This window comes from Streptomyces sp. WI03-4A (genome assembly GCF_033792105.1).
Lineage (GTDB): Bacteria > Actinomycetota > Actinomycetes > Streptomycetales > Streptomycetaceae > Streptomyces > Streptomyces collinus_A.
Genome location: NZ_JARAUO010000010.1, coordinates 1 through 13755, shown reverse-complemented (window position 1 = coordinate 13755; position 13755 = coordinate 1). Strand labels below are relative to the sequence as shown.

At 73.8% G+C, this 13755-nt stretch carries 11 protein-coding genes and 1 pseudogene; 3 read left to right on the top strand and 9 right to left on the bottom strand.

Translation table 11 applies throughout. From position 1 onward, the window contains the following. The first annotated feature begins 107 nt into the window (after window positions 1-107). Window positions 108-1973 carry a potassium channel family protein gene (locus tag PV343_RS13365; protein ID WP_319147247.1) on the top strand — a complete coding sequence of 622 codons (1866 nt, stop codon included), beginning with the start codon at window positions 108-110 and terminating at the stop codon, window positions 1971-1973. Between the two features lie 505 nt (window positions 1974-2478). On the opposite strand, the gene PV343_RS13360 is transcribed toward PV343_RS13365, so the two are convergent. Beyond that, window positions 2479-4305 carry a prolyl oligopeptidase family serine peptidase gene (locus tag PV343_RS13360; protein ID WP_319147100.1) on the bottom strand — a complete coding sequence of 609 codons (1827 nt, stop codon included), beginning with the start codon at window positions 4303-4305 and terminating at the stop codon, window positions 2479-2481. Between the two features lie 157 nt (window positions 4306-4462). On the opposite strand from PV343_RS13360, the gene PV343_RS13355 reads away from it, so the two are divergent. Then, complete coding sequence (locus PV343_RS13355; RefSeq protein ID WP_319147099.1) at window positions 4463-5272, top strand: SURF1 family protein; 810 nt, start codon at window positions 4463-4465, stop codon at window positions 5270-5272. Window positions 5273-5324: 52 nt separating this feature from the next. On the opposite strand, the gene PV343_RS13350 is transcribed toward PV343_RS13355, so the two are convergent. The 7 genes from PV343_RS13350 to PV343_RS13320 form a co-directional block, all read right to left on the bottom strand. After that, window positions 5325-6527 carry a hypothetical protein gene (locus PV343_RS13350; protein ID WP_319147098.1) on the bottom strand — a complete coding sequence of 401 codons (1203 nt, stop codon included), beginning with the start codon at window positions 6525-6527 and terminating at the stop codon, window positions 5325-5327. Continuing rightward, entirely contained in the window at window positions 6524-7204 is a 681-nt protein-coding gene (locus PV343_RS13345; RefSeq protein ID WP_319147097.1) for a SigE family RNA polymerase sigma factor, read from the bottom strand. The genes PV343_RS13350 and PV343_RS13345 overlap by 4 nt, the downstream gene beginning before the upstream one ends. A 332-nt stretch (window positions 7205-7536) precedes the next feature. Next, a complete protein-coding gene (locus tag PV343_RS13340; protein WP_319147096.1) occupies window positions 7537-8619 on the bottom strand; it encodes an aspartate-semialdehyde dehydrogenase in 1083 nt (360 codons plus the stop codon). Next, window positions 8619-9890: an aspartate kinase gene (locus PV343_RS13335; RefSeq protein WP_319147095.1), complete on the bottom strand. Its 1272-nt coding sequence runs from the start codon at window positions 9888-9890 to the stop codon at window positions 8619-8621. Before PV343_RS13335 ends, PV343_RS13340 begins: the two co-directional genes overlap by 1 nt. A 160-nt stretch (window positions 9891-10050) precedes the next feature. Further along, complete coding sequence (locus PV343_RS13330) at window positions 10051-10710, bottom strand: DUF5063 domain-containing protein (protein WP_319147094.1); 660 nt, start codon at window positions 10708-10710, stop codon at window positions 10051-10053. Next, on the bottom strand, window positions 10703-11302 hold the full coding sequence (gene recR / locus PV343_RS13325) for a recombination mediator RecR (RefSeq protein WP_190017059.1): 600 nt from the start codon (window positions 11300-11302) through the stop codon (window positions 10703-10705). The genes PV343_RS13330 and recR overlap by 8 nt, the downstream gene beginning before the upstream one ends. A gap of 94 nt (window positions 11303-11396) precedes the next feature. Continuing rightward, window positions 11397-11741 carry a YbaB/EbfC family nucleoid-associated protein gene (locus PV343_RS13320; RefSeq protein WP_319147246.1) on the bottom strand — a complete coding sequence of 115 codons (345 nt, stop codon included), beginning with the start codon at window positions 11739-11741 and terminating at the stop codon, window positions 11397-11399. Window positions 11742-12041: 300 nt separating this feature from the next. Between PV343_RS13320 and PV343_RS13315 the strand changes: the two genes are divergently transcribed. Further along, window positions 12042-12791 (top strand): SLATT domain-containing protein, encoded by a 750-nt coding sequence (locus PV343_RS13315; protein ID WP_319147093.1) that lies wholly within the window; start codon window positions 12042-12044, stop codon window positions 12789-12791. 25 nt (window positions 12792-12816) lie between these two features. On the opposite strand, the pseudogene PV343_RS13310 reads toward PV343_RS13315, so the two are convergent. Next, window positions 12817-13755, bottom strand: a pseudogene (locus PV343_RS13310) (serine/threonine protein kinase); the annotation flags it as partial.

The window sequence follows — 13755 nt, the reverse complement described above, 5'->3', positions numbered from 1 at the left end:
GCGGGGGTGTTCACCTCGTTGCTGGAACCAACGGTCTTCTTGGGGCAGTCTTTCCCCTCGTGGCGAGCGTTCCGTATCAGGGCGGGTCCGGTGACGCGCCGGCGCAGATGGTGGTGTGCGGCGACGACGGCCTCGCGTACCGGCTGGCCGCCGAGTTGCGGGGTGTGCACGGGGAGCGGGTCACCCTCGTGGTGCCCCCCGACGGGCGTACGGCGCGGCCCCCGGTGGTGGGGCGGGCCCGTGCCGCCTCCGCCGCGCTGCTCGACCGCGTGGTCAGCGCCGCGGTCGGCCGCGGCGGGGGCAATGGGGGCAACGGATCCAACGGCGGCAACGGCACGGCGGGGACCGGCGGCAACGGGGGCAACGGCAACCGGGGCGACGGCGAGCGGGTGCTGGAGGCGGCCGAGCTGACGGAGGCCGTGCTCGCCGAGGCCGGGGTGGAGCGGGCCGCCGCGCTGGCGCTCGTCCATGACGACGACGAGACCAACATCCGGGCCGCGCTGACCGCCCGGCGGCTCAACCCGCGGCTGCGGCTCGTCCTGCGGCTCTACAACCGCCGGTTGGGCCAGCACATCGAGGAACTACTCGATCAGGCGGCCGCGTTGGCGCTCGGCGAGGGCTCGTCGGCCGACGCGGAGGCGTCCACGACCGTGCTGTCCGACGCCCACACCGCCGCGCCCGCGCTGGCGGCCGCCGCCGTCGCGGGCACCACCAAGGTCGTCCAGACCGACAGTCTGCTGCTGCGGGCCGTGGAGCGGCCGCCGTCCGCGAGCGGGCAGGCTCCCGGGGGGCTGTGCACCCTCGCCCTGCTCTCGCCCACCGGGCCGGGGACCGCCGGGGCGGACGGGTCCGGGAGCGGTGCGGAGCAGGAGCCGCGGCTGCTGCCGGACGACGAGGAGGTGCGGCGGGCGGCGGGGCGTGCCGCCGTGGTGCTGGAGCAGGTGTCGGCCGCGTCCGGCGGTGCCGCGTCGGCCACGGCGGGGCGCGGAGTGGGCGGGGTGCCGCCGCTCGCCTCCCTCTTCTCGCGGCGGCTGCGCTGGTCGCTGGCCGGGCTGGTGGCGTGTGTGGTGGGGCTCGCCGTGGCGCTGTGCGTGGTCACCAGGATCCCGGTGCTGAGCGCCTTCTATCTGACGTTGCTGGATCTGTTCGCAATCGACGATCCGGCGATCGGCGCGCCCCTCGGGCGGCAGATCCTGCAACTGCTCTCCGGGCTGGTCGGGTTGTTGCTGCTGCCGGTGCTGCTGGCCGCGGTGCTGGAGGCGCTCGGCACCTTCCGCACCGCCTCGGCACTGCGCAAGCCGCCCCGCGGGCTGGGCGGGCACGTCGTGCTGCTCGGGCTCGGGAAGATCGGCACGCGGGTGCTCACCCGGCTGCGGGAGCTGGGCGTGGCCGTGGTGTGCGTGGAGTCCGACCCGGAGGCGCGGGGGCTGGCGGCCGCGCGGCGGCTGCGGGTTCCGGTGGTGCTCGGGGACGTGACCCAGGAGGGCGTGCTGGAGGCCGCGAAGATCCACCGGGCGTCCGCGCTGCTCGCGGTGACCAGCGCGGACACGACGAACCTGGAGGCCGTGCTGTACGCGCGGTCGGTGCGGCCGGATCTGCGGGTGGTGCTGCGCCTGTACGACGACGACTTCGCCACGGCGGTGTACCGGACGCTGCGGGCGGCTCATCCGCGGGCGTCGACGCGGAGCCGGAGTGTGTCGCACCTGGCCGCGCCTGCCTTCGCGGGGGCGATGCTGGGGCGGCGGGTGCTGGGGGCGATCCCCGTGGAGCGGCGGGTGCTGCTGTTCGCCTCCGTCGACGTGGCCGGGCATCCGGAGCTGGAGGGGCGGACCGTGGCCCAGGCGTTCCGGGCCGGGGCCTGGCGGGTGCTGGCGCTGGAGGGCCGCGCCGAGGCGGGCGCGGACCACGTCCTGGCCGCCGGCGAGCGCGTGGTGGTCGCAGCGACCCGCAGAGGTCTGGCCGAACTGGGCTGACCCCGGGAGCCGGTGCCCTCCGGGCGGGGCGGCGGCCTCCGACCGGGCCCCGGCCCGCCGGGGTCACCGGCCCCGGACCGGCCGCCCGGCGACTGCGCCTCCCGGGTCACCCCGGCCCGCCGGGCCCCCGGGCCACAACTCGGGGCCCAGACCGGAGGCCATCGCCCCGCACGGCCCGCCTGGAGGCCGCGCCTCCCGGACAGTCCCGGCCCGGCGGGCCCCCGGGCCACAACTCGGGGCCCAGACCGGGAGCCATCGCCCCGCACGGCCCGCCTGGAGGCCGCGTCTCCCGGACAGTCCCGGCCCGGCGGGCCCCCGGGCCACAACTCGGGGCCCAGACCGGAGGCCATCGCCCCGCACGGCCCGCCTGGAGGCCGCGCCTCCCGGACAGTCCCGGCCCGGCGGGCCCCCGGGCCACAACTCGGGGCCCAGACCGGAGGTCGCCGCCCCGGACCGCCCGTCCGCCGACCGCGGTTTCCGGACCGCTCGCCCGGAGGGCCCCGCCCTACTCCTCCAGGCCCGCCAGATGCCGGTGTGCGAACTCCATCTCCAGCCGGACCTGCTTGATGCGTTCGTCGACCACCAGGGAGCCGTGGCCCGCGTCGTAGCGGTAGACCTCGTGGGTCGCGCCGCGGGCCTCCAGGCGCTTGACGTAGTTGTCGATCTGGCGGATCGGGCAGCGGGGGTCGTTGACGCCCGCCGAGATGTACACCGGGGCCTTCACCTGGTCGACGTAGGTGAGCGGGGAGGACGCCTCGAAGCGCTCGGGGACCTCCTCCGGGGTGCCGCCCAGCAGGGTGCGGTCCATGGCCTTCAGGGCTTCCATCTCGTCGTGGTACGCGGTGACGTAGTCCGCGACCGGCACGACCGCGATGCCCACCGCCCACGCCTCCGGCTGGGTGCCCACGCCGAGGAGGGTGAGGTAGCCGCCCCAGGAGCCGCCGGTCAGGACCAGCCGGGTGGGGTCGGCGAGACCGGAGGAGACGGCCCAGTCGCGGACCGCGGCCACGTCCTCCAGCTCGATCAGGCCCACCCGGTGCTTGAGGGCGTCGGTCCAGGCGCGGCCGTACCCGGTGGAGCCGCGGTAGTTGATCCGGACCACGGCGTACCCCTGGTCGACCCAGGCGGCCGGTCCCGCGGCGAAGGAGTCGCTGTCGTGCCAGGTGGGGCCGCCGTGCAGGTCGAAGACGGTGGGCAGGGGGCCGGTGGCACCGGCGGGCCTCTGGACGAGGGCGTGGATGCGGCCGCCGGGGCCCTCGACCCAGGCGTCCTCGACCGCCACCGAGGGCGGGCACTTCAGGCCGGGCGGGTCCAGCACGACCCCACCTGCGGTGGAGCGGACCACGGGCGGCTCGGCGGCCGACGACCACAGGTACTCGACGCTGCCGTCGGGGCGGGCGGTGGCCCCGGAGACCGTGCCGGTCGGGGTGGGGACGCGGGTCAGGACACGCCCGGCCAGGTCGTACCGGAACAGCTCGCTGCGGGCCTCGTGGCTGTGGGCGACGAGCAGGCCGCTGCCGTCCGGGTACCACTCGGCGCTGACGTCGCCGGGCAGGTCGAGGACGAGGTCGGTCTCCTCGCCGCTCGCCACGTCCCACACCAGCGGCTCCCAGCGGCCCCGGCGCTGGTGGCCGATGAGCAGCCGGGTGTCGCCGTCGACCGGGGCGAAGCCCAGGACTTCCAGGCCCAGCTCCTCGGTGCCGTCCTTGGTGTCGTCCAGCTCGGCGACCGTCGTGCCGTCCGGGCGCAGCACGCGCAGGGCCGCGTGCATGGCGTCGCCGTGCTCGGTGTGCTCGACGGCGATCAGGGAGCCGTCGTGCGAGAGGTCGCCGACGCCCGCCGACTCGCGGTGCCGGTAGATCACGACCGGGTCGGCGCCTTCGCGGGCCAGGTGGATCGTGGTGCCCTCGTCGTCGGTGGAGCGGCCGACGACCGCGGTCCGGCCGTCACGGGCGAGGGCCAGGCCCGCCGGGTAGGAGGCTTCGAGGCCGGGCACGGCCGTCTCGTCCGGGCCGCCGCCGAAGGGCTGCCGGCGCCAGACGCCGAACTCGTCGCCGTCCTTGTCGTCGAACCACCAGATCCACTCGCCGTCCGGGGACAGCACGCCGTCCGTCGTGCCGTTCGGCCGGTCGGTCGCGCGACGCTGCTCGCCCGTCGTCCGGTCCCAGGCGTACAGCTCGTACGTGCCCGTCGCGTTCGACACGAACAGGGAGCGGTCCGGCGCGTCCTCCGCCCAGTCGGGCAGCGAGACCCGCGGCGCCCGGAAGCGCTTCTCCCAGTCCGGCATGTCCGGTGTGTCCGGCGTCCTGCTCTCACTCTTGGCCCCAGTCATGCGCCCATACTGCCTGGCCCCGCCGACAATCCGCTGCCACCTGTACCCAGCCTGTGGATAACTTCCCGTCCGGGGCCCGCGGGGCCGCCGGGAACCCGCCCCGCCGAGGACCGACCCCGGGCCGGACCACCGCCGGGGGCGCCGTACCGTTGAGGGCGTGTACCGGTTTCTGCTGACACCCCGCTGGTGGGGCATCAACGTCTTCGTGCTGCTCGCCATCCCGTTCTGCGTCTTCATGGGGTCCTGGCAGCTGAGCCGGTTCGAGGGGCGGGTGCAGGAACACCGCGACTCGACCGCGCAGGCCGCCTCCGACGGGCGGGAGCGGGCCCGGCCGCTGGCCCGGATGCTGCCCGTGGACAAGAACACCTCCGGGCGGCGGGTCACGGCGAGCGGCCGGTACGGCGAGCAACTCCTCGTGCCGGGCCGGGAGCTGGACGGCAGGTCCGGCTTCTACGTGCTGACGCTGCTGCGCACCGACTCGGGCCGTGCGCTGCCCGTGGTGCGGGGCTGGCTGCCCGGTAAGGCGGACCCGGCGAAGGCACCCGCGCCGCCGGCCGGCGAGGTCACGGTCACCGGCGCGCTCCAGGCCTCCGAGACGCCGGGGGACAACGGGGTCGCCGCCCAGGGCGGTCTGCCCGCCGGGCAGACCGGGGCGATCAGCTCGGCCTCGCTGGTGAACCTGGTGCCGTACCGCCTGTACGACGCCTGGGTCACCCTCGACCGGGCCGACGCCGGGATGAAGGCCGTGCCCGCGACCGCGCCGGACGGCACCGGCCTGGACCTGAAGGCGTTCCAGAACCTCGGCTACACCGGTGAGTGGTTCGTCTTCGCGGGCTTCGTGGTGTTCATGTGGTTCCGGCTGTTGCGCCGCGAGGTGGAGTTCCAGCGGGACGCGGCGCTCGGCCTGGTGCCGGAGCGGCACCAGGACCCCGAGCAGGACGACGCCTCCGCCCCGACCACGGTCTGAGGCGGGCGCCGCTCCCGTCGCAGCCGACCGCCGCGCGGCCGCCCGTCCGGGCCTAGGCCCCGGCGAGCACCCCGGTGTAGTAGACCGTCCCGGCGCACGCGTTGCCGACCGTCGCGGACACCGTGGTGCCCGCCTGGGCGGTGTGGGTGACGAGGACGCTGCCGTCGGCCGGGCCGCCGTCCTCGGTGCCGAGCTGGGTGGTGACACCGGTCGTGCCGGTGGTGTCGGTGCCCCCGCCGGAGCCGGCCGCACCGGCGTCCGGGGTGGGGCTGGGGTCGGGCGAGGGGCCGCCGGTGTCCGAGCCGCCGCCGGGGGTGCCACCGGTGGTGGGACAGGTCTCGGAGGGCACGAAGGCGAACTTCTCCTCGTAGGCCGTGCCCGGCTGCAGCACCAGCGTGGCCACCTCGACCGACGGGTCGGGCAGACCGGCCGCCGGGTCCCCGGACACGTGCCGGGCGCTGCCGAGCTTGGCCGAGTCGGCGGCGCCCTGTGCGGTGACGCCGACCGTGCCCGGGCCGCCGACGGTGCAGGCGGTGGCGGAGGTGTTGGTGAGGTGGAAGGTGCCGTAGACGACGCCGGTGGAGTCCGGGGCGCCGACGCTCTGGGTGGCCGAGCCGAGCTGGGCCGCCGTGCACGGCGGGGCGTCCGCGGCCGCGCTGGCGGACGGGTTGACGCCGCTGGCGGAGCCGGTGCCGTTGTCGCCGGTGCCACCCTGCTTGCCGGGCTTGCCGCTGCTCCGGCCCGGACCGGTGGTCTTCCCGGGCGTGCCGGCGGCGCTGCCGGCACCGCCGTCCGGGTCCTTGCCCTGGGTGGCGCCGCCCTGGGCCTCGGAGCTCTGCCCGGCCATGGCGGTGTTGGGGTCGGTGCCGCCCGAGTTGGAGACGTGGATCAGGGCGGGGATCGCGGTACCGATGAAGAGCGCGGCGGCCGCCATGCCGACCGCGGCCTGGCGCTTGCGGGCCCGCCGTGCGGGCACGGCGCGGCGCAGGTGGTCGAGGGTGCCGGTGCGCGGTTCGATGTCGTCGACCGCGGACTGGAGCATCCGGCGCAGGTCCAGCTCGTCCGAGGCGAGTCCGTCGAGGCCCGGGCCGAGCCCCTCGGGGCCCTTTTCGTCGGGGCCGTGGTTCACAGTTCCGTTCCCAGCGTGCGATTGCGTGTGCTCTTGCTCGTGCGTCGGTTCGTGGCCGAGGTCCGGCTCGTGGCGCTCGTGGGGACGGCGCTCGTCGGGCTCGCCCCCGTCGGTCCGCTTGCTCATGCCGTCTTCTCCATGGCGACCCGCAGCGCGGCGATGCCGCGGGAGCCGTACGCCTTGACCGAGCCCAGCGAGATGCCGAGCGTCTCGGCGACCTGGGCCTCGGTCATGTCGGCGAAGTAGCGCAGGACGAGGACCTCGCGCTGGCGGCGCTGGAGGTTCTTCATCGCCTTGATGAGGTCCCGGCGCTCCAGCTGGTCGTAGGCTCCCTCTTCCGCGCTCGCCATGTCGGGCATGGGCTTGGACAGGAGCTTGAGGCCGAGGATGCGGCGGCGCAGGGCGGAGCGGGAGAGGTTGACGACCGTCTGCCGGAGGTAGGCGAGCGTCTTCTCGGGGTCGCGGACGCGCTTGCGGGCCGAGTGGACGCGGATGAACGCCTCCTGGACGACGTCCTCGCAGGACGCGGTGTCGTCGAGGAGGAGCGCGGCGAGGCCGAGCAGCGAACGGTAGTGCGCCCGGTAGGTCTCCGTGAGGTGGTCGACGGTCGTGCCGGCGATCGCGCCGTCCGTGGTCGCCACGGCGTCGTCGGAGCCGTCACGCTGACTGGGTATGCGGGTGGGCCGCGCTGCGGGCATGGGCGCGATCACCGGCATGCCGCCGGGGACACGCGGCCGGAGCGCCGCGCGAGGGGGCCGCAGTGCCGTGCCGCGGGCCGCAGTGAGTTCGAGTACCTCTGCCACGTCTGTTGGACACGCCTACCCCCGTCAGGGTTGTACGTGCCGGACGTCACATGTGCGACAACCGACGGTGCCTCAAGTGCCGTCATGCGCCCCGCTCTTCCCTTGTCCCGTTGAACAGGCGTCCCCACGCCCGGTCACGGCGTCCCCCCGCCACGACCCGCACGCCCCGCATGCCACGCCCCACGGCACCGCAGGGGTGACCGCAAAGACGCTCCCCGCCCCCCGCGTGGTTGCGGGGGACGGGGAGGAAATCCTCTGTCGCCGAGCGGTCCGGGGACAAGTGGTTTGGACCACGGTCCCCGGTCGCACTCTTACTTGAATCCTACAAATATTCAGTGGCGGACGGGACCCCCGTGGCCAGTGATCTCCGCCGCCACCAGTTCGGCGATCTGCGCGGTGTTGAGCGCCGCGCCCTTGCGGAGGTTGTCGCCGCACACGAAGAGTTCCAGCGCGGTCGGGTCGTCCAGCGCCCGCCGCACCCGGCCGACCCAGGTCGGATCGGTGCCCACGACGTCCGCCGGGGTGGGGAACTCACCCGCGCCCGGATCGTCGTAGAGGACCACGCCGGGGGCGGTGGCGAGGATCTCGCGGGCACCGTCGACGGTGACCTCGCCCTGGAAGCGGGCATGGACGGTGAGGGAGTGCGTGGTGACCACCGGCACCCGGACACAGGTCACGGCGACCGGCAGGGCGGGCAGGCCGAGGATCTTGCGGGACTCGTCCCGCACCTTCATCTCCTCCGACGACCAGCCGTCCTCCCGGAGCGACCCGGCCCACGGCACGACGTTCAGCGCCACCGGCTCCGGGAACGGCCCGGTGTCCTCCCCGACGGCCCGCCGCACGTCACCGGGCTTGGTGCCCAGTTCGGTCCCGGCGACCAGGGAGAGCTGGGCCCGCAGCGTCTCCACGCCGGCCCGGCCCGCGCCGCTCACCGCCTGGTACGACGACACCACCAGCTCGCGCAGCCCGAACTCGGCGTTGAGCGCGCCCAGGGCGACGATCATCGACAGGGTGGTGCAGTTGGGGTTGGCGACGATGCCGCGCGGCCGGTTCCGCAGCGCGTGCGGATTGACCTCGGGGACGACCAGCGGCACCTCCGGGTCCATCCGGAAGGCGCCCGAGTTGTCGACCACGACCGCTCCGCGGGCGGCGGCGACCGGCGCCCATGCGGCGGCGACCTCGTCGGGCACGTCGAACATGGCGACGTCGACCCCGGCGAAGGCGTCCTCCGTCAGGGCCACGACCTCGACCTCCTGCCCGCGCACGGCCAGCTTGCGGCCGGCCGAGCGCGGGGAGGCGATCAACCGGATCTCACCCCAGACGTCCGCGCGCTGGGACAGGATCTGGAGCATGACCGCGCCGACGGCACCGGTCGCACCCACGACCGCGAGCGTCGGCTTCCCGGTCGGCGCCATTACCGGCCCGTGCCTCCGTAGACGACGGCCTCGTCGGAGTCGGAGTCGAGTCCGAAGGCGGTGTGCACGGCGCGCACGGCCCCCGGCACGTCGTCGGCGCGGGTGACGACGGAGATGCGGATCTCGGAGGTGGAGATCAGCTCGATGTTCACGCTGGCGTCGCTCAGCGCCTCGAAGAAGGACGCGGTGACGCCCGGGTTGGTCTTCATGCCGGCGCCGACCAGCGAGATCTTGCCGATCTGGTCGTCGTAGCGCAGCGAGTCGAAGCCGATGCCGGAGCGGCTCTTCTCCAGCGCGTCGATCGCCTTGCGGCCCTCGGTCTTGGGCAGCGTGAAGGAGATGTCCGTCAGCCCCGTGGAGGCGGCGGACACGTTCTGCACGACCATGTCGATGTTGATCTCGGCGTCGGCGATGGCGCGGAAGATCGCGGCGGCCTCACCCGGCTTGTCCGGCACGCCGACGACCGTGATCTTGGCCTCGGAGGTGTCGTGCGCGACACCGGAGATGATGGCCTGCTCCACCTTCTGGTCCCCAATCGGCTCACTGCTGACCCACGTGCCCTGAAGTCCGCTGAAGCTGGACCGGACGTGGATCGGGATGTTGTAGCGGCGGGCGTACTCCACACAGCGGTGGAGCAGCACCTTGGAGCCGGAGGCCGCGAGCTCCAGCATGTCCTCGAAGGAGATCCAGTCGATCTTCTTCGCCTTCTTCACCACCCGCGGGTCGGCGGTGAACACGCCGTCGACGTCGGTGTAGATCTCGCAGACCTCGGCGTCGAGCGCGGCGGCGAGCGCCACGGCCGTGGTGTCGGACCCGCCGCGCCCCAGCGTGGTGATGTCCTTCTTGTCCTGGCTGACGCCCTGGAAGCCGGCGACGATGGCGATGTTGCCCTTGTCGAGCGACTCCCGGATCCGGCCCGGCGTGACGTCGATGATCCGGGCTTTGTTGTGGACCGAGTCGGTGATGACGCCTGCCTGGCTGCCGGTGAACGACTGGGCCTCGTGGCCCAGGTTTTTGATCGCCATGGCCAGCAGCGCCATGGAGATGCGCTCTCCGGCGGTCAGCAGCATGTCGAACTCCCGGCCCGCAGGCATCGGAGACACCTGCTCGGCGAGATCGATCAGCTCGTCCGTCGTGTCGCCCATCGCGGAGACCACGACAACCACCTGGTTGCCGTTCTTCTTGGCTTCCACGATCCGCTTGGCGACGCGCTTGATGCCCTCGGCATCGGCTACGGAGGAGCCTCCGTACTTCTGCACGACAAGGCCCACGTGCGCTCCTCGCTCGGTTCGTTTATGTCGGCTCAGTTTACCGAGCGTCCGAAATCCACCGTCCTGCTCCCGCATGGTGAGACGCCGGACGCTCGAACCGGAACCTGCCCAGCACTCCGCCCACCACGCAGAAAGTGCCCCGGGTCACAAACGAGGGACGCTAGTTCCCCTGCCGCATGCCGAGCGGGCCGCCGATCTCCTCCGCCATGACCTGGCCCGCCTCGAACTCCAGGGTCTCGTCGCCCATCGCCTGGTCGGTGTCGAGGCCGTCGAGCTCTTCCAGCGGCTGGTTGAGGCGGACGTGGATGAGGACCGACTGGAGGGCGCGCAGGACGGCGGAGGCGGTGGGGCCCCAGTTGGAGAAGTAGGAGAACTGCCACCACCACAGGGCCTCCGAGGTGCGGCCCGCGCGGTAGTGGGCCATGCCGTGGCGCAGGTCGGTGATGACGTCGGCGAGGTCGTCGGAGATCCGGGCCGGGACGGGGGCCGTGCGCGGCGCGTACGGGTCGAAGACCTCGGAGTACACGTCGACGGGCTCCAGCAGGCGGGCCAGGTTCTCGCGCAGCTGGTCGACGTCCGCCTCGGGGCCCAGATCGGGCTCGTAGCGCTCGTCGGGAACCATGTCCTCGTGCGCGCCCAGCCGGCCGCCGGCCAGCAGCAGCTGGGAGACCTCGAGGAGCAGGAAGGGGACGGCCGAGCCGGGCTCGTCGCCCTTGGCCACCTCGGTGACGGCCACCAGGAAGCTCTCGACCTGGTCCGCGATCTGGACCGAGAAGTCGTCCGGGTTCTGCGCAGTGGCGTGCAGCGTGGCGTCAGACATCTAGCAGTCGTCTCCCCTCGAAGGCGCGGCCGAGGGTCACCTCGTCCGCGTATTCCAGGTCGCCACCCACCGGGAGGCCGCTGGCCAGGCGGGTGACCTTCAGGCCCATGGGTTTGATCATGCGGGCGAGGTACGTGGCCGTCGCCTCGCCTTCGAGATTGGGGTCGGTGGCGAGGATCAGCTCGGTGACCGTGCCGTCCGCCAGCCGGGCCAGGAGCTCCCTGATGCGCAGGTCGTCCGGGCCCACGCCCTCGATCGGGCTGATCGCGCCGCCCAGGACGTGGTAGCGGCCCCGGAACTCCCGGGTCCGCTCGATCGCGACGACGTCCTTCGGCTCCTCGACCACGCAGATCACCGAGGGGTCGCGACGGCTGTCGCGGCAGATGTTGCACAGCTCTTCCTGTGCCACGTTGCCGCAGGTCGCGCAGAAGCGGACCTTCGCCTTGACCTCCAGGAGCGCCTGGGCGAGCCGCTTCACGTCGGTCGGCTCCGCCTGCAGGATGTGGAAGGCGATCCGCTGCGCGCTCTTGGGACCGACGCCGGGCAGCCGCCCCAGCTCGTCGATGAGGTCCTGGACCACGCCTTCGTACAACGGACTGCCTTTCCTGGAGACATTGCGGTACGTACGGTAGTCGGCTCCCGCCCGTCCTCGGAAGGCGGTGCGGCTGTCACGGAGCCGACGAACGTCAGAACGGCAGGCCGGGGATGCCGCTGCCGCCGCCCAGGCCCTGGGCCAGCGGGCCCAGCTTCTCCTGCTGGAGGGTCTGCGCGTTCTCGTTGGCCGCCTGCACGGCCGCCACGATCAGGTCGGCGAGGGTCTCGGTGTCCTCCGGGTCCACCGCCTTCGGGTCGATCTTCAGGCCGCGCAGCTCGCCGGAGCCGGTCACGGTGGCCCGGACCAGGCCGCCGCCCGCCTGGCCGTCGACCTCCGTGTTCGCCAGTTCCTCCTGCGCCCGCTGCAGGTCCTGCTGCATCTTCTGGGCCTGCTGGAGCAACTGCTGCATGTTGGGCTGGCCACCACCGGGGATCACGATCAGCTCCTGGTTCCTCGACTGCTCCGTTGTTTCACCGCTGTGCACGAGCCTACGTGCTCCCCGCCGCCATCGCCCCGCCACTCTTTCGAGTGAGAAAGAACGTGGCCCTATACCTGATCAAGGCGCTCTTACGGGCGGAATAGTCGGGAAAGCCACGTCCGGGCCACCCATTGGGCGGTAGGAAAGGTGCCCCGCGTCGGCATGCAATGTCACGCAATGTGACCGGTCGTCTTCAGTGCCGTGGTCAGTGTCGTGTTCGGTGCCGTGTTCGGTTTCGTGTTCAGTAGGGAGAGCCGGGTGGGTCAGCCGGAGATGCAGCCCGAGGGTCCGCCACAGGACGGGTGGGGCGGGGGCGCGGCCGGTCTGCGGCCGGGCGACCTGACCGGGCGGGAGTTCCCGCTCGGGGACTGGGGGGAGCCCGCCGAGCGGCTCGACGAGCTGTACCGGTGGGTGGAGCGCGGGGCACTGCGGACGGCGGCCTGGTACCTCGCGGACCGGGTGTGGAAGCGGCGCGGGGCGCGGGCGCTGCGCGCCGGCGCGGCCGCGGGTGCGGTCTGCGGGACGGCGCTGCCGCTGCTGGACCTGACCGGAGTGGTCGGCGGGGTGGCGCCCTGGGGGTACCTGGCGCTGATGCTGGCGGTGGCCTGCGTCGGCGTCGACCGGTTCTTCGGGGTCACCTCAGGGTGGATGAGGGACGTGGCCACCGCGCAGGCCGTGCAGCGGCGGCTCCAGGCGCTCCAGTTCGACTGGGCCTCGGAGAGCGTGCGGGAGGTGCTGGGCCCGGCGGAGGGCACGGCCGGCGAGGCGGCCGAGCGGTGTCTCGCGGTGCTGCGCCGGTTCTCGGAGGACGTGACGGAGCTGGTGCGCACGGAGACGGCCGACTGGATGGTGGAGTTCCGCACGGGCCCGGCGCCGCTCGGCATCCAGGCGGCGGTGGCCGCCGGGGCGCGGGCGGAGACCGGTGCGCCGGCGGGCCGGTTCCCGCTGCCGCCCGCGAACGGCACCCGCCCGAACATGCCCCGCCAGCGCCCGCCGGAGCCCCGCTAGCCGCGCGCGTCCGCCGGGGCCCGGGTCACTGCTTGGTGTACGTCAGGCTGTCCCCGCCGCCCTTCTTCACCCGCTTCAGGCGGCCGTCGGACTGGAGGGTGACCTCGGTGGCCTCGCCCGGGGAGCAGGACGAGCGCGGCTCGCCCGAGGTCACGGTGGACGGGCCGATCTCCAGCGGGCCGTTGGCCCCCGGCTGTTCGGCCAGTTCGGCCTCGAAGACGCAGTGGTAACTGCCGCCGCCGTCGGTGGGGCCGTCGGCGACCAGGGTGAGGACGGTGTCGCCGACCTTGCCCTGCGCGATGGTGAGCCGCCGGCTGTTGGAGCCGTTGGCGTTGTCGATCGTGGTCTCCCACGTGCCGAGGAAGGCGTCAGGGACGGCCCCGTCGGCGGGCGCGGAGGAGGACGGTGCCGAGGTCGTCGGCGTGGGCGTCGGGGACGTCTCGTCCGGTGCGCTCGGGGTGCCGGTCGGGGCGGCGCCGACCGTGCCGCCGGCCGTGTCGTCGCCGCCGTGCTGCATCAGCGCGAACACCGAGCCGCCCGCGCCCAGCGCCACGACCAGCGCGATCACGACGAGCAGCGCGGTGGAGCGGCCGTTCTTGCGCTCCGGCTCCTGGTAGGTGCCGACGGGGGGCGGCCCGTAGGGCGGGGTGGAGCCGAGGCCGCCGCCGTAGGACTGGTAGGGCTGCTGGGGATAGCCGTACGGACCGGGGGGCTGCGGGTGCTGCTGGGGGTGCTGCTGCGGGTGGCCGTACGGGCTCGGGGCCGGGTGGGCGGGAGGGGCGGCGGGCATGCCGGGGGGAGGTGTCCGGCCGGCGGCGAGGGTGGGCGGATGGGCCGTCTGCGGCGGGACGTCGTCCGGGGCGGAGGCGTGCTCGTGGATCCAGGCCGGCGGGCTCACCGGGGCGGGGCCGGGCGCGGGCGCCGGGGTCCGGGGCGGCGGGAGGGCGGGCGTGGGGCCCCCGGC

Excerpts from the sequence above, each read along its gene's own strand:
- PV343_RS13365 (WP_319147247.1), top strand. The coding sequence starts at position 108 with ATGGTGGTGTGCGGCGACGACGGCCTCGCGTACCGGCTGGCCGCCGAG.
- PV343_RS13360 (WP_319147100.1), bottom strand. The coding sequence starts at position 4,305 with ATGACTGGGGCCAAGAGTGAGAGCAGGACGCCGGACACACCGGACATG.
- PV343_RS13340 (WP_319147096.1), bottom strand. The coding sequence starts at position 8,619 with ATGGCGCCGACCGGGAAGCCGACGCTCGCGGTCGTGGGTGCGACCGGT.
- PV343_RS13330 (WP_319147094.1), bottom strand. The coding sequence starts at position 10,710 with ATGTCTGACGCCACGCTGCACGCCACTGCGCAGAACCCGGACGACTTC.
- PV343_RS13350 (WP_319147098.1), bottom strand. The coding sequence starts at position 6,527 with ATGAGCAAGCGGACCGACGGGGGCGAGCCCGACGAGCGCCGTCCCCAC.